Annotated in this window: 18 protein-coding genes and 1 tRNA gene; 1 reads left to right on the top strand and 18 read right to left on the bottom strand. The window is 39.0% G+C overall.

Annotation, left to right across the window (positions count from 1 at the left end):
• The 10 genes from tuf to P9L98_07265 all read right to left on the bottom strand — a co-directional run.
• A partial coding sequence (gene tuf, locus P9L98_07310) for an elongation factor Tu (GenBank protein ID MDP8217096.1) occupies positions 1-1,196 on the bottom strand: 1,196 nt, incomplete at its 3' end.
• A gap of 48 nt (positions 1,197-1,244) precedes the next feature.
• Positions 1,245-1,317 (bottom strand) — tRNA-Thr (locus P9L98_07305).
• A gap of 594 nt (positions 1,318-1,911) precedes the next feature.
• The gene (groL, locus tag P9L98_07300) at positions 1,912-3,549 is read right to left on the bottom strand and encodes a chaperonin GroEL (GenBank protein MDP8217095.1); all 1,638 of its coding nucleotides are present in this window, start codon (positions 3,547-3,549) and stop codon (positions 1,912-1,914) included.
• Positions 3,550-3,564: 15 nt separating this feature from the next.
• Positions 3,565-3,852, bottom strand: coding sequence for a co-chaperone GroES (gene groES / locus P9L98_07295; GenBank protein MDP8217094.1), 288 nt, complete (start codon positions 3,850-3,852; stop codon positions 3,565-3,567).
• A 164-nt stretch (positions 3,853-4,016) separates the two neighbouring features.
• A complete protein-coding gene (locus tag P9L98_07290; GenBank protein MDP8217093.1) occupies positions 4,017-4,757 on the bottom strand; it encodes a type III pantothenate kinase in 741 nt (246 codons plus the stop codon).
• A gap of 1 nt (position 4,758) precedes the next feature.
• A complete protein-coding gene (locus P9L98_07285) occupies positions 4,759-5,523 on the bottom strand; it encodes a biotin--[acetyl-CoA-carboxylase] ligase (GenBank protein MDP8217092.1) in 765 nt (254 codons plus the stop codon).
• Entirely contained in the window at positions 5,480-7,534 is a 2,055-nt protein-coding gene (gene uvrB / locus P9L98_07280; protein MDP8217091.1) for an excinuclease ABC subunit UvrB, read from the bottom strand. The genes P9L98_07285 and uvrB overlap by 44 nt, the downstream gene beginning before the upstream one ends.
• Before the next feature lie 3 nt (positions 7,535-7,537).
• Positions 7,538-7,993 (bottom strand): small multi-drug export protein, encoded by a 456-nt coding sequence (locus P9L98_07275; protein ID MDP8217090.1) that lies wholly within the window; start codon positions 7,991-7,993, stop codon positions 7,538-7,540.
• A gap of 9 nt (positions 7,994-8,002) precedes the next feature.
• A complete protein-coding gene (locus P9L98_07270) occupies positions 8,003-8,641 on the bottom strand; it encodes a protein-L-isoaspartate(D-aspartate) O-methyltransferase (GenBank protein ID MDP8217089.1) in 639 nt (212 codons plus the stop codon).
• Positions 8,638-9,309 (bottom strand): glycosyltransferase family 2 protein, encoded by a 672-nt coding sequence (locus tag P9L98_07265; GenBank protein MDP8217088.1) that lies wholly within the window; start codon positions 9,307-9,309, stop codon positions 8,638-8,640. The genes P9L98_07270 and P9L98_07265 overlap by 4 nt, the downstream gene beginning before the upstream one ends.
• Positions 9,310-9,469: 160 nt before the next feature.
• On the opposite strand from P9L98_07265, the gene P9L98_07260 reads away from it, so the two are divergent.
• On the top strand, positions 9,470-10,744 hold the full coding sequence (locus P9L98_07260; GenBank protein ID MDP8217087.1) for a sigma factor-like helix-turn-helix DNA-binding protein: 1,275 nt from the start codon (positions 9,470-9,472) through the stop codon (positions 10,742-10,744).
• Positions 10,745-10,844: 100 nt separating this feature from the next.
• Here P9L98_07260 and P9L98_07255 read toward each other — a convergent pair whose 3' ends face one another.
• From P9L98_07255 to P9L98_07220, 8 genes are all read right to left on the bottom strand, one after another.
• Positions 10,845-11,201, bottom strand: coding sequence for a hypothetical protein (locus tag P9L98_07255; GenBank protein MDP8217086.1), 357 nt, complete (start codon positions 11,199-11,201; stop codon positions 10,845-10,847).
• A 280-nt stretch (positions 11,202-11,481) separates the two neighbouring features.
• Positions 11,482-12,063: a glycerol-3-phosphate 1-O-acyltransferase PlsY gene (plsY, locus tag P9L98_07250; GenBank protein ID MDP8217085.1), complete on the bottom strand. Its 582-nt coding sequence runs from the start codon at positions 12,061-12,063 to the stop codon at positions 11,482-11,484.
• 2 nt (positions 12,064-12,065) lie between these two features.
• Positions 12,066-13,385 (bottom strand): ribosome biogenesis GTPase Der, encoded by a 1,320-nt coding sequence (gene der / locus P9L98_07245; GenBank protein ID MDP8217084.1) that lies wholly within the window; start codon positions 13,383-13,385, stop codon positions 12,066-12,068.
• A 2-nt stretch (positions 13,386-13,387) separates the two neighbouring features.
• The gene (locus P9L98_07240; protein MDP8217083.1) at positions 13,388-13,921 is read right to left on the bottom strand and encodes a CDP-alcohol phosphatidyltransferase family protein; all 534 of its coding nucleotides are present in this window, start codon (positions 13,919-13,921) and stop codon (positions 13,388-13,390) included.
• A 13-nt stretch (positions 13,922-13,934) separates the two neighbouring features.
• Positions 13,935-14,237 (bottom strand): YMGG-like glycine zipper-containing protein, encoded by a 303-nt coding sequence (locus P9L98_07235; GenBank protein ID MDP8217082.1) that lies wholly within the window; start codon positions 14,235-14,237, stop codon positions 13,935-13,937.
• 49 nt (positions 14,238-14,286) lie between these two features.
• The gene (gene lepB / locus P9L98_07230) at positions 14,287-14,832 is read right to left on the bottom strand and encodes a signal peptidase I (GenBank protein MDP8217081.1); all 546 of its coding nucleotides are present in this window, start codon (positions 14,830-14,832) and stop codon (positions 14,287-14,289) included.
• On the bottom strand, positions 14,802-15,281 hold the full coding sequence (locus P9L98_07225; GenBank protein MDP8217080.1) for an NYN domain-containing protein: 480 nt from the start codon (positions 15,279-15,281) through the stop codon (positions 14,802-14,804). Before P9L98_07225 ends, lepB begins: the two co-directional genes overlap by 31 nt.
• 2 nt (positions 15,282-15,283) lie before the next feature.
• Positions 15,284-18,223 carry an ATP-dependent DNA helicase gene (locus P9L98_07220; protein MDP8217079.1) on the bottom strand — a complete coding sequence of 980 codons (2,940 nt, stop codon included), beginning with the start codon at positions 18,221-18,223 and terminating at the stop codon, positions 15,284-15,286.
• Positions 18,224-18,275: the final 52 nt, after the last annotated feature.

Raw genomic sequence — 18,275 nt, 5'->3', positions numbered from 1 at the left:
TCTATAATTTCAGAAACAACCCCGGCACCTACCGTTCTACCGCCTTCACGGATAGCAAAACGCAGTTCCTTCTCAAGTGCTACGGGCTTGATTAACTCTATTACAAATTCAACATTATCACCGGGCATTACCATCTCAACTCCTTTAGGAAGTGCTGCAACGCCTGTTACATCTGTTGTCCGGAAATAGAACTGCGGACGATAACCGTTAAAGAACGGGGTATGACGGCCGCCCTCCTCTTTGGCTAAGATATATACCTGAGATTTGAATCTCTTATGAGGTGTGATACTTCCAGGCTGGGCTATAACCATACCTCTCTCTATATCATCTTTCTCTACTCCTCTTAAGAGCAGCCCTACATTATCTCCTGCCATTGCTTCATCAAGAATCTTTCTAAACATCTCAACTGATGTTACGACAGTCTTACGTGTATCGCGTAAGCCTACAAGCTCTACCTCGGAACCTGATAAGATCTTTCCGCGCTCTACTCTTCCTGTTGAGACTGTCCCGCGCCCTGTTATTGTAAAGACATCCTCAACCGCCATCAAAAACGGTTTATCCACGTCTCTCTTCGGCGTAGGGATATAATCATCTACTGCTTTCATCAGTTCAAAGATCGGTTTACACTTCCCGCAATCTTCTTTACCGCAAGCACACTCACCGGCCTGAAGAGCGCTGCCTCTTATAACAGGTATCTCATCACCGGGGAACTCATATTTTGAAAGCAGCTCTCTTACTTCAAGCTCAACTAAATCTATTAACTCTTCATCGTCTACCTGGTCTGTCTTATTTAAAAATACAACTATTGCAGGTACATTTACCTGACGCGCCAGAAGTATATGCTCTCTTGTCTGAGGCATAGGCCCGTCTGCCGCCGAAACCACAAGTATGGCTCCATCCATCTGAGCAGCTCCTGTGATCATGTTTTTGATATAGTCAGCATGTCCGGGACAGTCTATATGCGCGTAATGACGCGCCTCTGTCTGATATTCGACATGTGCTATATTGATTGTTAATCCACGCTCCTTCTCCTCAGGTGCATTATCTATATCTTCATACTTCTTCTGTTCCGCCAAACCTAACTGAGCAAGAATAGATGTTATAGCTGATGTTAACGTTGTCTTACCGTGATCAACGTGTCCTATTGTTCCAATATTTACATGCGGCTTTGTCCGTTCAAACTTCTCTTTAGCCATCTTTCACCTCCTGATTAAGCATTCAATCATACTATGCTTTAACTTCCGAGCCCTCGAGCGGACTTGAACCGCTGACCCCGTCCTTACCAAGGACGTGCTCTACCGTCTGAGCTACAAGGGCCTCTTAATAAACAAAAGATAGGATAAAAACCCCCTATCTTTCAGGTCTTTACCCATTTATCTTTATTACCAATCTAACCAGACTTCGGTTAAATATAACTTAGAAAGGAATCAGTGTCAAGGAAAAAAGGGAAAATTTAAAAAAATAAAAAAAGGGAGACCCGAGTTTTTGATTTAGGAGGAGGGGCTTGGCCACAGGCGGGGGCCTGAGAAGGACTTGGGTCTCCTCTTTCGTTTTTCTTTTTCTTTTCAGAGAGCTTTTTTGGTCCTCCTTCCGAGCAAGCTCGGAAGGAAGGGATTCTTTCATTAGGCCTCGGCTTCTGCCTTTAGGAAAACCTTTTGGTTTTTGTTCTCCCGGCCTTTGTAGTTTAATAAGCAAATTTTATGCCAAAAAAAGAATTAGGTCTTAAATACCCGCAAACTAAGCTCAAAACAGAGGATTTTTTATAAAAAGAATTGAGAGAAGAGACTAAAAAGGGCGCTTAAAAGACCTATTATGTAAACCTGTGTTGACAACAGGTATATTAAGAAAAGCTGCAACAAAAAAGCCCCGGACTTATCCGGGGCTTTAATAAAATTGCCTATCTATTCAAGCTTAATACATTCCACCCATTCCTCCAGGAGGCATGCCAGCCGGCATAGCAGAACCCTTATCCTCTTCAGGCTTATCGGATATAAGAACCTCTGTTGTAAGAAGTAGCGATGCTATACTAGATGCATTCTCTAAAGCACTCCTTGTAACTTTTGTCGGGTCTATTATACCTGCCTCAAACATATTGACATACTCTGACAGATTGACATCGTAACCCACTTCAAGCTTTTCATTCTTAACTTTCTCAAGTATTATCGCACCCTCTTCCCCTGCATTCATTGTAAGCTGTCTTATAGGCTCTTCTAATGCCCGGCGTATAATATCAACTCCTACCTGCTGATCACCGTCAAGCTTCAACGATTCAAGTTGAGGTATTGTTCTCAAAAACGCAACTCCACCTCCAGGAACAATTCCTTCTTCAACCGCTGCACGTGTTGCATGTAACGCGTCTTCAACACGAGCCTTCTTCTCTTTCATCTCAGTCTCTGTTGCAGCGCCAACGTTGATTACAGCAACGCCACCGGCTAACTTTGCCAAACGCTCCTGCAGCTTCTCGCTATCATAATCAGAATCAGAATCTTCAATCTGCTTCTTTATCTGCGCAATTCTTGCCTCTATATCCTTAACGGCACCCTCTCCACCTATAATAGTTGTATTATCTTTATCTATATTCACTCTTTTAGCTCTACCTAAATCTTCTATCTCAACACTCTCAAGTTTAATACCAAGATCCTCTGTGATAGCACGGCCGCCGGTTAAAGTTGCAATATCCTGAAGCATCGCTTTTCTTCTTTCACCATAGCCTGGAGCCTTAACAGCACATCCGGACAGTGTTCCGCGAATCTTGTTTACAACAAGAGTTGCAAGGGCTTCACCTTCAAGATCTTCAGCGATTATCACAAGTGCTTTACCCGTTCTTGCAATCTTCTCAAGTAAAGGCAAGAGATCTTTAACAGCAGTGACCTTCTTTTCATATATAAGGATGTAGGGATCCTCTAAGATCACATCCATTCTCTCTGTATCCGTTACAAAGTACGGAGAGAGGTAACCCTGGTCAAATTGCATACCTTCTACAACTTCAAGGTTGGTTGAGAGAGTCTTAGACTCTTCAACTGTAATAACACCGTCTTTACCAACTTTTTCCATAGCTTCAGCTATCAACTCACCAATTGAAATATCATTATTGGCTGCAATCGTTGCAATCTGAGTAATCTCTTTCTTATCCTTAACCTGCTTAGAAAGCTTCTTTAATTCCTCAACGATCTTCTCAACAGATTTTTCAATCCCACGCTTAAGTGCCATAGGATTTGCACCTGCTGTAACATTCTTAAGACCCTCTCTATAGATAGCCTCTGCAAGTATTGTTGCAGTAGTAGTTCCATCACCTGCAACATCGGAGGTCTTTTCTGCTACCTCTTTTACGAGCTGTGCTCCCATATTTTCAAAAGGATCCTCAAGTTCAACATCTTTTGCAACTGTAACTCCGTCTTTTGTTATTGTAGGAGAACCGAATTTTTTATCCAGAATAACATTTCTCCCCTTAGGGCCTAATGTAACCTTAACTGCCGAAGCTAATTTCTCAACCCCTTCTAAAATCTTTCTTCTTGCTTCCTGGTCAAACAAAAGTTGTTTTGCTGACATTTTATTACCTCCTAATTATGCTACTATTGCAAGTATATCGTCTTCTCTTATGATAAGATACTCTTCACCTTCAACTGTTACTTCAGTTCCGGAATACTTACCGTACAAAACCTTATCTTTAACTTTAACCTCAGGGCTCTTTACCTCTCCCGTCTCCAGAGTCTTTCCCTGGCCCACAGCAACAACCTCGCCCTGTTGAGGTTTCTCTTTTGCTGTGTCTGGAAGTAGAATACCGCCTTTGGTTTTCTCTTCCGCCTGCATAGGTTTTACCAAAATTCTGTCACCTAATGGCTTGACATTCATCTTTTACCTCCTTGTTTTGGCATTTACAATAATCGAGTGCTAAATCTTGAAATAAAACAATACAACTAAAAAGAATTATATGCAAACAAGAATATGAATTGTTTTTAAATCATTATAGGACTAAAGAAGATGATAGAGGTATAGAAGGCTATATTTTACATTTATTAGTCTTTTAAGGAAGATATAAGGCTTAAAGCGCTAATTGTTAGCTCTGGAAGATGGATAAAATCTATCTTTGAGTTATCAAGCATCAATCGAGCATCTCCACCGGTTATAACTACTAAGCTATTATTTCTCTCTATTTTTTTGTAATTCTCTATCACTCTATTCATTAGACTGCTAACAGCAGTGAGAACCCCAATCTTGATACAATCTTCTGTATTGCTGCCGTAATAACCCTGGGGAATAAAATCGAAATTGACTTCCGGTAAGATCTCGGTTTTATCTTTAAGTACTCTGGCTATAGTCTTAAAACCCGGAAAAATAATACCGCCTTGAAATTCCCCTTTGGCCGAAACAAGATCTACCGTAATAGCACTGCCAATATCCACAGATATAGCAGGGAAGCCAATCTCTTCTTTAATAAAGTAGGCATTGAGTAATCTATCTTTACCCAGCTTAGAATTTTTGTCATAATTACTTATGATAGGGATATCTACATTCTCACCCACTTTATCTATCTCTATCTGAGCAGAGAACTCTCTCAAAAGAACTTCAATGACCTTCTCTTTTTCTGGGACAACAGATACCATGACTACTCTCTTAAAATCCTTGTTCATCAAATAGGCCCTGAAAGATTCTAAATTTTCAAAGCTAAATCTTTCTGGCTTATCAAGGCTGCCTTTAGATTTAACAGCTACCCCGATATTCGTATTACCTAAATCTATTAACAGAGTATTTTTCATATCATCTTATCTTTATCAACTCTGAAGCAGAGAGTACAATCTTATAGCCCATATCCCCTCTTATTATCAATCCACAATCCTCTGTTATATCCTCGACAGTTCCCCTGATTATACCACTGCTTGTCGAGGCAGTAATCTCTTTTCCTTTGAGTAAAGCAAAATCGAGCCAGAGCTTTCTTAAGTGTCTAAAAGGTTCCGCTTCCCAATCTTTTAGATCTTCCTGAAACCGATTAAGAAAATTAGAAATAAAAACATTCCTATCAATCTCTTCTCCTTTAAGTAAGAAGACAGAGGTCGCCATATCAGGGAGCTCACTTAGATCTTGATTGATATTAACCCCGAAGCCCAGCCCAATAACACCATCTCTCATATTTGCCAGAATACCTGCCAGCTTATCACCCTTAAACATAACATCGTTTGGCCATCTCATTTTAAAATCAAAACCATACTCCAGCCTTAGATAGCGGCAGAGAGAGAGCGAACCCAGCATAGTAAGACCAGAATATCTTGAAGGAGAGAAAACCCCTTTAAACAATATACTCATATAGAGACCTCTCTCATAAGACGAATGCCAAACCCTACCCATCCGGCCGTATCCATTTGATTGGTTCTCTGCAACTATTACCGCACCATCCTTAAGACTGTCCAAATTCTCAAAGATATAATCCTGAGTAGAGCCAATGTTATCTAGAACAACTACCTCAGAAGCAATAGTGCCCGGCTTAATCCTTTTTTTTATTTTTATCTGATTTAATCTTTTTGACATTTTTTTTACCCGGGACATCTTTTAATATTTTCAAAATCTCATCCTCAGATATACTATTCTTATCTTTCAAATTCGATATTAAATCTCTTATTTTGGCCGCTTTTTCAAAATAGAGGTTTCTCGCTGCCTCCTCCATATCATTGTAAAGCTCGGCTATTAAAAACTGGAGCTCCAATCCGCCTCTCTCCCCTGCAGCCTCTCTAACCATCTGTCTGGAATCATTATAAAAATCCAGATAATCAGCTATAGCTCTCTGAATGGTCTTAGGCTTTATATTATGTTTCCTATTATATTCAAGCTGTATAGTTCTCTTTCTCTCTGTCTCTGATATCGTAAATCTCATCGACTCTGTTATCTTATCGGCATACATAATGACTCTCCCATTTATATTTCTGGCAGCTCTGCCTGCAACCTGTGTTAGAGATATCCCAGAACGCAAGAAACCCTCCTTGTCGGCATCGAGAATGGCGACTAAAGATACTTCCGGAAGGTCAAGCCCTTCTCTAAGCAGGTTGACCCCTACTATAACATCAATCTTTCTTAAACGCAGGTCTTTTAAGACCTCGACTCTTTTAATCGTATCTATCTCGGAATGGAGATATGCAACCTCTACCCCCAGCTCAGAAAGGTAAGAAGATAGATCCTCTGCCATCTTCTTTGTGAGAGTAGTTACCAGCGACCGTTCATTCTTTTTTACTCTATTTTTTATCTGAAATATTAAATCCTCAATCTGGGAGTCAGCAGGCTTAACCTCTATCTCAGGATCCAAGATTCCTGTAGGTCTTATGATCTGCTCTACGACCTGGAGATTACTTTTCTCTACTTCATATTTTGACGGCGTAGCTGAAACATAGAGAACCCTGCTTAGCAAAGATTCAAACTCGTCGAATTTTAAAGGCCTGTTATCCAGACAGGACGGAAGCCGGAAACCGTGGTCAACTAAAGTCTGCTTTCTAGCCCTATCTCCATTATACATTCCTCTTATCTGAGGAAGACTAACGTGAGACTCATCTATGATTAAAAGAAAATCTTTGGGAAAATAATCAAGCAGACACCATGGGCGGGACCCAGAAGACCTATTCGACAGATGCCTGGAATAATTCTCAATCCCGTGACAGTAGCCAACCTCTTTCAGCATCTCAATATCATACCTGGTTCTTGAAAGAAGCCGCTGATATTCAAGGATCTTATTCTCATTCTTAAGTTCATCTGTCCTTATTTTCAACTCATCCTCTATGGATAAGAGTGCTGAATTGATACTCTTTTCCGCTGCAACAAAATGTTTTGCCGGATAAAGCAAGAATCTATTTAGTTCAGATACTATCTCACCTGTTATAAGATCAATCTCTGAAATCCTGACCACCCTATCATCGTAGAGTTGAATACGGCATGGAGACTCAGCATATGCAGGAAAGATATCTATAAGTTCACCCTTTACCCTAAAAAATTTTCTCTTTAGTTCAATATCATCTCTTCCATATTGAATATCAACAAGCCCTCTAAGAATATCGTCTCTGGATATGGAATCTCCTCTCTTAAGCTCAAATAAAAGCTCTCTGTACTCCTGCGGAGAGCCAAGGTTGTAAATGCAGGATACGGATGCAACTATTATCACATCATCTCTGCTCATAAGAGCTGATGTAGACCTCAACCTCAATTTATCCAATTCATCATTTATAGCTGCATCCTTCTCTATATAAGTATCCGTAGCAGGAATATACGCTTCGGGCTGGTAGTAATCATAGTAGCTTACAAAATACTCAACAGCATTGTGAGGAAAGAAATCTTTAAACTCTCTATAAAGCTGGGCTGCAAGAGTCTTGTTATGCGAGATAACAAGAGTAGATAAACCCAGATTCTTTATCAGATTGGCAACCGTAAAAGTCTTACCGCTTCCGGTAACCCCAAGAAGAGTCTGCCGAGATGAAGACCTAAAGCCTTTAGTCAAAGATTCTATTGCTTCAGGCTGATCTCCCATGGGCCTATAATTGCTTACTAATTCAAATCTCATCGGCTATGATTTAAATAACGAAAACCCACTCCAGGATATTAAACTCACAATAATAGCCGCAATAATAACCCCTAGTGTGATCGCAAGAAAGGCCCTTGTAAATCTCATCTTGAAGATGCTAGCGGCAAAAGAACCGGTCCAGGCACCTGTCGTCGGAAATGGAATTGCAACAAAAAGAATTAGACCTATAAATTCATACTTTTCAATTAGAGTTGTTTTACGTTTAGTTCTCTCTTCCAGCCAATTGAAGAATTTTGAAAAAAAGGACAGGGTTCTCAATTTTTTGGTGATTGGAGAGAAAACAAAAAGCAGGATAGGAACAGGCAGGATATTTCCGATCACGGAGAAGAGAAAAACCTCATAAGGATCAAGTCCCATCTTTATAGCCAGAGGTATCGCACCCCGCAATTCTAGAACGGGTGCGGCTGCAACCAAAATTACCCAAACAATATTTTTCATAATCTATCCTTAAAAACCATGTTCGCCTATTAACGGCACAAAGAAACAACCGCAAAGCACCTTTTCTTTGATACCCTGATCTTCTTTTATCCCCAAAGTTAACTTCTGATAATCTTTATCGCCTAAAGGAATAACAATTTTTCCCCCGGGATTTAATTGCCGGATTAATGGTTCCGGTATCCCCGGAGAAGCTGCAGCTACCATTATCTTATCGTAAGGAGCATACTCTTCCCAGCCCAGACTGCCATCGTCCAGTTTATAAGATATATTATGGTAACCAGAATTTTTCAAACGGAACTCTGCTTTTTCAATAAGTGAAGATATTCTCTCGACGGTGTAGACCTCTTTCGATAACAATGAAAGTATTGCAGTCTGATATCCACTCCCTGTCCCAATCTCCAAAACCCTATCTTCTCCTGTTAAAGATAGTGCTTCTGTCATAAGCGCAACTATAAAAGGCTGAGATATTGTCTGACCATCTCCGATAGACAGAGGGCTATCTGTATAGGCGCTGCCCTTAACACTCTTCGGAACAAAAGAGGCTCTCTCTACCTCTTTCATAACCGCGAGCAATCTATTATCTTTTATGCCGCGGGTTTGGATCTGAGATTCTACCATTTTTAATAGCTGAGATTTAAAACTATTCATCTACTGCAGAGAACTTTGAAAAAATACCTCAAGAAACGTATCGTATCTCGAAAAGGCCTGATATGGCTCCTCCTGCCTTCAATGTAAACTGATGAGATATTGACAGACTCTATTCTATATCCCCTATTTATAGCCTTAAGCAGTATCTCTGATTCAACTTCAAACTTATTGCTGGATATGCTTAAATCTGAAAGCGTATGCTCTCTTAATAATTTCAAACCACACTGTGTATCCGGAATATATACCTTAGCAATGCAAGAGAGCGCTTTAGAGATCAGGGTATTTGTCGCCTTTCTTATCCAGGGCATATTCTGCGGATGCCACATTCTATTTCCTATGATTATATCAGCACTTGAGTTTAAAGATACGTTATATATAACAATTAGGTCTTCTACTCTATGCTGTCCATCAGCATCGGCTGCGATAATATCTCTGTAGCCCCTGCTCTTTGCATAGTCAAAACCCCTCTTTAACGCAGCACCCTTACCCATATTGATCTCATTTTTTAACACTGCAACCGGATAAGAGCCCGCCAGCTGATAAGTATCATCTATAGAACCGTCGTCGATAACAAGAACGTCGAAAAGGTTGGGTCTTAATATATCCTCTAAAACCCCGCCCAATAATCTCTCTTCGTTATGTGCAGGAATAATTACTAACGGCTTCATAGTAGCTACAGTATAAGGCAGTTAAATCAAAAATTAAATATTAAAAAATAAAAGTGCAACAACACGCATGTTTTTGTTAACAGTAGTTCTTTTTTAACCAATTTGACTTTATATAAAACTATGGTATATTTTCAATAGAAGGGGAATAAAAATATTTAAAATGAATCTAAAAACAGGTGGTATTCTATTGATAGTTTTTTCGCTTATCTATCTATCTTCTGATGATGCGTACGCCAGAAGAATAAAAACAAACGATTCTAAGGAGAGATCCATCGAATACGGCCACACGTTTATTTTTGATGCTATTAAAAAGGGTGACTTACCTTCTGTTTTTTCTAGACAAGATATTATACATTTAACCGGAGAACCATATCAATCTGTGCATTATTATACGAATTTGCTAGTTGGGGTGGGGGTATTAGAAGTAGTACAGGAGAGCAAGCTAACTCCTCAGGAGGGAAGAACTCCAACTATGTATCAATTAAATCCACCTTTTAATATAAGGAGAAACCTAGAATTGTTGACAGGAATACCAGAGATGGAGAGGGCGTATACTAAACAAGAGCTTACAGAGGTATGCCCAATTATAAAAAGAAAATTTGAAGCTTTATCAAGAGCAGTACAAAGTTTACATATTAGCGTTGACTCCCTGTTTAAAGAACAGGAATTTAAAATAAAGGAGCAGCTATTGATTAATATGAGTTACTATGGAATGCTAGATTTTTTTGAAAGTTTTTCTTCTATTCATATACAGGAAGGAAGCAGTCATGGATTAGATTTATCCTCAGGAAATGATTTAATAATTACTTTTCCATCAATTGATGATTTTATTTCGCAGCAAACATATAATAATTTTCAGCATTATGCGATACAAGTAGAAAGCGTAGCTTATTCTATAGTTACTAGAGATGCAGAGCTAGAAGGACTTTTATTACCTTTTTTCAAAGATATAGGTTTAGAACCTCCGGAAAATAAAGCTGTTTCATCAGCATCAGAAAGGATAAACTTGTTTATTTCTCGTGCAGTGGGAATGTATCGCGGGGCTCTTTTCTTAGAGCATATGTCGTATGATCCCTCGCTTTTCGAATCATTTGTAAATCATAGAGATGATGAAGCAGTTCAGCCGCTCTATGAGCAGTTTGTTATGTGTGAAATAGCTATGACACACTATATATTGAATGCAATACGCAGCTTACCTGAAGAGCAAGCAAAGATTCTGGTGTTGAGGGATTTATATAGGCTACCCCTAAAAGAGGTAGCAGTACAATTTGATATTAAAAAAGAGGATGTTAGAAGAATTGAAATGGAAGCATGGGATGAATTAAGAAGATCGGATCTTGTCAACAGATTAGATTCTATTGTTCAAAGAGCTGAAGAGATATCTATTGAAGCACTTAAAATATTAGGGTTGTATAGAGAAGACTACCCTATCTAACAATAGTTCAATATCTGCATAAATATTTATTGAAAAGAAACGAAGCCTGATATCTCCGGCTAAATTATATTGCGATTACAGAAAAAAAATGGGAAAAATTTTATTGAACAGGATAAGTCTCGACAACATGCTCGTGCTTATATAAAACCCTGTAGACCTTATTTTTGTAAAGAGCAAAGAGCTCACCTTTACCGATATAACTTAAAGTAACCCTACCTGACTCAGAATCCACAATCTTCTTAATGTAGAGATGATTTAAAGCATCTCCATTATAAATCTTCTTAACAATATCGTTGAACTCCGACTGAGACCTGATAACTCTCTCTTCTTTTATATCGTAGCTGTAATTCTTATATATTTCAACTCTCTTACCGCAATTTTCCAGGCAGCTCTGAAATGAGATATATTTCTTTCTCCGATCTTCTGAAAGTTCCCTTTTATAGCAAAGTTCTTTCACAATTCTATCTCCTTACTGTATTTATACCATCTAAACATAGTAAAATCAAGTTTTGTAAATATTTTTATAAAGTACACAATAAATAACCTATCTTGCTACCATTAATGTTTTGCAGCTAAGGAAGGAACTACTCTCCGGCTTTATCTAATCTGCTGTATGCTTCGTATCTAAGTTCTTTTACCTGTTGATGTTCTGGAAAAATTTACAAGAAAAGAGAGTCATACCACTTTAGACATAAAACCTAGTTATATCTAATCGTCCTAAACTCTGCAACCGAACTTTAACCTTTGCTTTTGAACTTTATCTTCTTCTCTTCCCTTCTTATCAATCTAATAAGATTATCCTGATGGCGAAATATTATGAGGGCTGAATATATAGCTACAAAGACCAATAAAAGCGGCTGCTCAGCTCTGACAAGAAGAATAATAGGTAAAATCAAAGCTGCTGAGATCGAAGAGAGCGAAACAATCTTAAAAATACTAAATATAACAAGCCAGCTTAAGACAGTATATAGACAGAACATAGGATTTATGCCTAAAAGAACTCCCATAGTAGTTGCAACACCTTTACCGCCTTTAAAGCGAAGAAAAGGGGTCCAGCAGTGGCCAACAATAACAGCCAAGCCTGATAGGTAGACAACGCTTTGAGGTGCCAGTTTTATAATCAAAAAACCTTTAAGAATATCCAGCAAAAGAACTAATATTCCGGCGCTTGGACCGACAACTCTAAGCACGTTTGTCGCACCAACATTACCACTGCCTCTCTTTCTGATATCAACTCTGGAAAAAACCTTGGATGTAATATAAGCAAACGGAATCCCCCCTACTATGTAAGCAAAGAAGATAAAGACTATCTTTTCCACAACTATCTCTCCTTTTTCCCGTTAAATACCATATTAATAGGCGAGCCAAAGAATCCAAATTTACGGCGTAATCTTCGCTCAAGAAAATTTAGATAGTTCTTCTTTATTAATTCGGGATGATTGACGGTAAAGACCATCTTGGGAGGGTAGGTATCAACCTGAGCACCGTAATAGACCTTGAAAATCTTCTTACCTCTGGCCATACCGGGATGAGAATCTTTTATCTCTTCAATAAAACTGTTTAGCTGCGATGTTTTTATCCTCAAGCCCATATTCTCATAGACCGCCTTAGCAATTAGAAGCACCTCTTCTAATCCCTCTCTCTCTTTAGCTGAGAAATAGACAATAGGCATATACTCTACAATAGGCAACCTCTCTTTTATTAACTTTTCATATTCGCCCAAGGATTTTTCAATCAGATCTCTTTTATTTATACCTAAGACCATTCCCTTCTTAGCTTCCCAGATGTTATAAATATAATGGAGATCGTCCTTCCTTATCCCGTCATAACCGTCTATCATAAAGAGAACGATATCAGCCTCACTTATTGCTTTTCTAGTCCTAACAGAACTAAAATAATCAATACCTGCTTTTATCTTGCCTCTATGTCTTATTCCGGCAGTATCAATAAGAATAAATTCAGAATCTTTAAATTTTAAAAACGTATCTATCGCATCTCTTGTAGTTCCAGGCTTATCGTCAACCAGAACACGCTCATCATCCAAAACCGCATTTAAGAAAGAGGACTTGCCTACATTGGGTCTGCCTATGATAGCAAGCTTGATAGCTCCGCTCAGCTCTTCTCTTTGAGGTACCAGAGGAAGGCGTTCTTTTAGAATGTCTAACAGTAAATCTACCGCTCTTCCATGCATGGCTGAGATAGCAACTATATTATCTATGCCAAGACCGTAAAACTCAGAGAGAGCCGGCTCCATCTTCTGATTATCCACTTTATTTACCACCACTACAACCTCTCTCTCTTCTATACGCAAGATATCTGCTATCTCCCCATCCAATGGATGGAGTCCCTCTGCTGCATCAACAACAAAAACTACAATATCAGACTCTCGAATAGCTTTTAAGCTCTGCTCTCTAACCTTAACAGAGATATCCTTTTTAAGATCCTCTGAAGTTACAATACCTCCGGTATCTATAAGAGTGAAGTAGGCACCATCCCACTCTATGTCGCCATATGCCCTGTCTCTTGTAACCCCTTTGCTCTTCTCTATAATTGCACGCCTTGTACCTAAGAGACGATTGAAGAGAGTAGACTTGCCTACATTGGGTCTGCCAATAATTGCAACTACAGGATAGGATGACATTTTTAAGCGCGAATCTCTCTAATAAAATAGCCTATTCCAGCTAAAGCTGTGATTATACCTGTAAGGTGCCAGATATACGGTGTATACGGGAGGAGCAAAAAACCTGATATTATTGATGTCATCTGCAAAAACACAGCAATCTTACCCAGGTAAGATGGTACGATATGAAGCTTACCCTCCATGTGGAGTATAAAGCTTCCCAGTGCTATAAAAAAATCTCTTGAGAATACTACTATAACGACCCAGACGGGAAGACCCAGAGCCCCTTTAAACTCCGGCTTAAATACAAGTATAAGAAACGACGCATTTATTAGAAGTTTATCGCATAGGGGATCAAGAAAAGCACCGATCTTAGTTGTTATTCCCTTTGCTCTGGCAATAAAACCGTCTAAAGCATCTGTAATAAAAGAGAATAGCAACAGCCCTAAAATTACATATCTTAATACTTCCTCGCCAGCAGAATAAGAACAGCCTGCTATTATAAAAAAAGGGAGTACAACTAACCTTAATGCGCTAATGAAATTAGCAATATTCACAATAAGAGAGCTGCTATTTTTGAAGAGGTTTTAACTCACTGCCATCGTAAGGGCAATACTGATTACCGCTGGTAAATCTTCTGCCGCATACAGGACAATAGAGAGTATCCATCTGTTCACCCACTAAAGCTCCTGCAAGACCGCCGGCTGCAGCACCGACAACAGCACCCTCAGCTGTATCACCAGATTGATGTCCTATAATAGCACCTATACCAGCTCCCAATGCAGAACCAGTAGCCGCACCTTTTTGGGTTGTAGTACAACCTGAGATTAAGGCTACCGATAAAACTAATGCAAAGAAAATTCTTAACATCATTACACCTCCTTAATAGAAACAATTATATCCATCTTTACTGAAAAGTCAATCACCTAACAAGTCCAACCCGCCAGAGAGGCCAGAAACGCAGAAATACTTTACCGACAATATTTTTTCTGGGCACAAACCCCCAGTAACGAGAATCTTTAGAGAAGGCTGAATTATCACCCAAAACGTAATATTGATTCTCAGGTATAGTAATAATCCGCCCCTGAGGTCCATACTCCTCAGCATTATAGTAATAATTGTTTTTAAAAATATCGGGCTCTTTGAGAACCTCGCCATTTACTATGATACTGCCGTCTTTTATCTGGACCTTATCATTACCTTTAGCAACAAGCCTTTTGACAAAATACCTTTTGGGTTCTTTAGGATACCTGAATACCACAATATCCCCTGCTTCAATATCGTTAAACCTATATACCATCTTGTTGACGAATATCCTATCTCCTACTTCCAGTGTAGGTTTCATTGAACCGGAAGGAATTTTAAACGCCTCGACTATAAAAGTCCGTATAAAAAGAGCGACGACCAAAGCTATAACAATAGATTCTGTCCACTCTCTCACCCAGTATTTCTTCTTCTTTTCAACCATAGATCCTCCAATTCTTTATTTATCTCATAAGCCTGAGGTGAAAACGGACTAATCTTATCGCTGCTCTCTTTTTCTTCTCTTCTCTTTCTCTTAAATACGGCGCCCACAAAATCAGTTACCGCTATAACTCTGGCATCAAAATTCCCGGCTTTAAAACCCAGCTCTCTATCATCAGTTACAAGATAATAACATTTCTGCTTCTGACTTTTCTTTAAAAATTCAAGAATATGTTCATCAGCTGAAATATCTCTGCTGAAGAGAACTTTAATTTTACCATAACTATTGGACATATCTCCATAACCATCAAAAAAAACAATGGCGTTATTCCTGCCCTGAGGTTTATAATGAGAGAGGAAACTAATCAGAGACTCTTTATTCTCTCCTGCAATACCAGGGTAGAGATCCTGCATTCTTCTTAAAACATTATAACCATCTAAAAGATATAGCATAATCAAACTCCTTTAAGTGTAAAAGGGCATATATTTTTAAAGACGCAATAAGCACAGGCAAAATAACTTGGCTTGGGATTGAAATCTCTCTCCCTGATCCCTTTGGAGGCAAAAGATATCCTCTCCTCCACGTTCTTTAAATCCTGCTCCTTAAAACTAACACTACCTACAATTCCGGAATCTATAAAGTGGAGCTGCAGAGAGTCAGGAATAGAGCCAAATATTCTCTTGTAAGCCAATGCGTATATTCCAAGCTGTAAACTCTCTTTTGCTTTCCTTTGAGCTCTGCTGTAATCATCTACATTTGAAGTCTTATAATCTATTATACTTACCCTATTATCGACTATATCCACCCTATCCCAGCGCCCTGAGATCCGATTGTAATCAATTAAGAAGACAAACTCTTTTTCGACATAAGTAGGTCTTATCTTGGATGACTCTTCATTCTCATAAAATTTCTTTAACAGCTCCTCGCCCTCATAGAACCTCATCTCTTCATGTTCTCTGGTCAAGAAACCTTCAGATATCCAGGAGCTCTTAAAAACATCCAGTATTAAATTCAAAGCTATGCTTCTCTCTTTTATCTTCTCTCTGAGGTATATCTGAATAGCATCGTGTATCGCTTTGCCATAGATAACACTATGGTGCTGAATGACGGGAATTCTGAGAATATGAATATACTTATACTTAAGCGGACAGGTAAAATAGTCATCGACCTGCAGGTGACTTAAGTTCAATAGCTCATCGCTCCTAAGCGGTTTAGGCTCTTCCGTTCTTTCAAACTCCCGGGCCCTGGAGCGCTGAATAACTTCCCAGGCTGAAGATTTAAGAGCTACCCCCGGCTGCTTAGGTAAGTCCAGTGCCTCCATTACAAATAGAGATGCTTTCTTGGCTCTCTTTGCGCCATAATCACGGGCCGAGCTCAGAAAAAGCATCTCTCTGGCCCTTGTCGTTCCCACATAAAAAAGTCTCCGCTCCTCCTGGATATGAGGATCGCCCTCAGGAAGCCAATGCTCCTTCATTCTGAGTAGATCATCAGCCAAAGCTATCGCCTCTCTCCTCCTCCTTACCGGAAATTTATCCGAGACAAGACTGACCAAAAAGACTATCTTAAACTCCAATCCTTTAGCCTTATGTATTGTTAAAACGTTTACAGAGTCAATATCGTAGTCAGGTTCGGACAGTGAAGGATCATCTCCAGCCTCCATTAGAGAATTAAGATAGGGCGTGAAATTGTAGATATCGTCGTTGGTTAAAATGCGGGAGGTACTTCTGACTATCTCAAAAAACCTGGCAATATTTTTTATCTCAGACTCTGCCTCTAGCCCTTTTGAAGTTAAGGTCTTAAGGTAGCCGCTCTGGTTTAAAATTCCAAACAGAAGCTGGCCTGTATTCATATTCAAAGAGAGACGAAAGAGATCATCCAGACTCTCTAAGAAAGAGTCTATCTTCCCGGAACTCTCATCGTCTATAAAAACATCTGCTATATCATCTTTTTTAAAATGAGCAATTAAATAATAGAGAGAACGATTAAGAAGTTTTGCTCTACTCATCATTAAAGATAGAACCTCTATCTTAAAGCCATAAAGCTTAGAAGATAGGATATAATATAGACTAAGGCTATCGTCGGGGTTGGTTAAAAATTTGAGCCAAGAGATGAAAAATCTTACCTCTTCCTGAAAATAGAGACCCTCGCTACCGGAAAACCTCAGCGGAATAGACCTTATATTCAATGATCTTATAAACGGGTCTGCATCTTTATTGGAACGTACTAAAATTGCAAAATCTTTATAGGAGTACCCTTCCTCTTTTACCATTCTCTCTATCCTGAAAGAGACCCAATCGGATTCATCAGATAGAGTATCGAAATTGTAATATTTAACCCCGCTGCCTTCTTTAAAGTTAGCTTTTAATCTCTTATCCAAATTCTCCTTAACCTCAAGTCTATCGGGATTATTATAAGATATGGAACGATAGGCAAAATCAAGTATCTTTTGATTAGAACGGTAACTCTCTTTTAATATTATTTTCTCTGCATCAGGATATATATCCATAAACTCCATAATATTGCTTAAGGCCGCCCCTCTAAACTTGTATATTGACTGGTCATCGTCACCGCAAACAGTAATATTACCTCTATCGCCCACCAGAAGCTTAAGCAGTTCAAACTGAGAATGGTTTGTATCCTGAAACTCATCTACAAGAATATATTTAAATCTGTCCTGATACTCTTTAAGAATAGCCGGGTGCTCCCTAAAAAGCTTTAAAGATAGATAGACCTGATCACCGAAATCAATCTTAGACTCTCTGTGCAAAATCTTCTGATATTTCTGGTAGGATAACGCTACCTCTTCATCTTTTTTGATCCTTTCACTTAAGACCTTATCATCGGGATTATTCTTTAACTCTCTCTTTAAACCGTCAACGTAGTTAAGATATTCTTCGGAAGATAGATCTTCGTCTTTAGCACGTGATATCAGAGCCAAAATAGATTCAACATACTTGGTGGGATCGCCCAGAGGTCTAAAATAATTCAGAGGAAATTCAAAAAGATGCTCTCTGAAAAATATAATCTGCTCAGCGCGGGATAGAACATATAAATCAGGAGATAACCCAAGCTCAAGAGCATTCTCTTTTAAGACCCTATCTCCAAAAGCATGGAATGTAGATATCATCATATCGGTATAACCGTAGGGCATTAAAATATCTACTCTCTCTTCCATCTCCTCGGCAGCCTTCTCTGTAAAAGTCAATGCCAGAATATCTTTAGGATATGCTTTTTTAGAAGAGATAAGATCTACTATCCTTCTTGTCAATACCAGAGTCTTGCCTGTTCCGGCACCTGCTATGATTAGAAGCGGACCATCTCCATGCTGAACAGCCTTCTTCTGCTGAGCATTGAGACCCTCAATAATCTTTGTCTCAATTGATTCTATACTCATAATTACACCAATTTTATTAACATATTGCACTAAATAGACTACTGTTAACTAA

Source organism: Candidatus Kaelpia imicola (genome assembly GCA_030765505.1).
Taxonomy (GTDB): Bacteria; Omnitrophota; Gorgyraeia; order Kaelpiales; family Kaelpiaceae; genus Kaelpia; species Kaelpia imicola.
The sequence above is the reverse complement of the archived record's forward strand: the minus strand, read 5'-3'. Positions and strand labels throughout refer to the sequence as shown.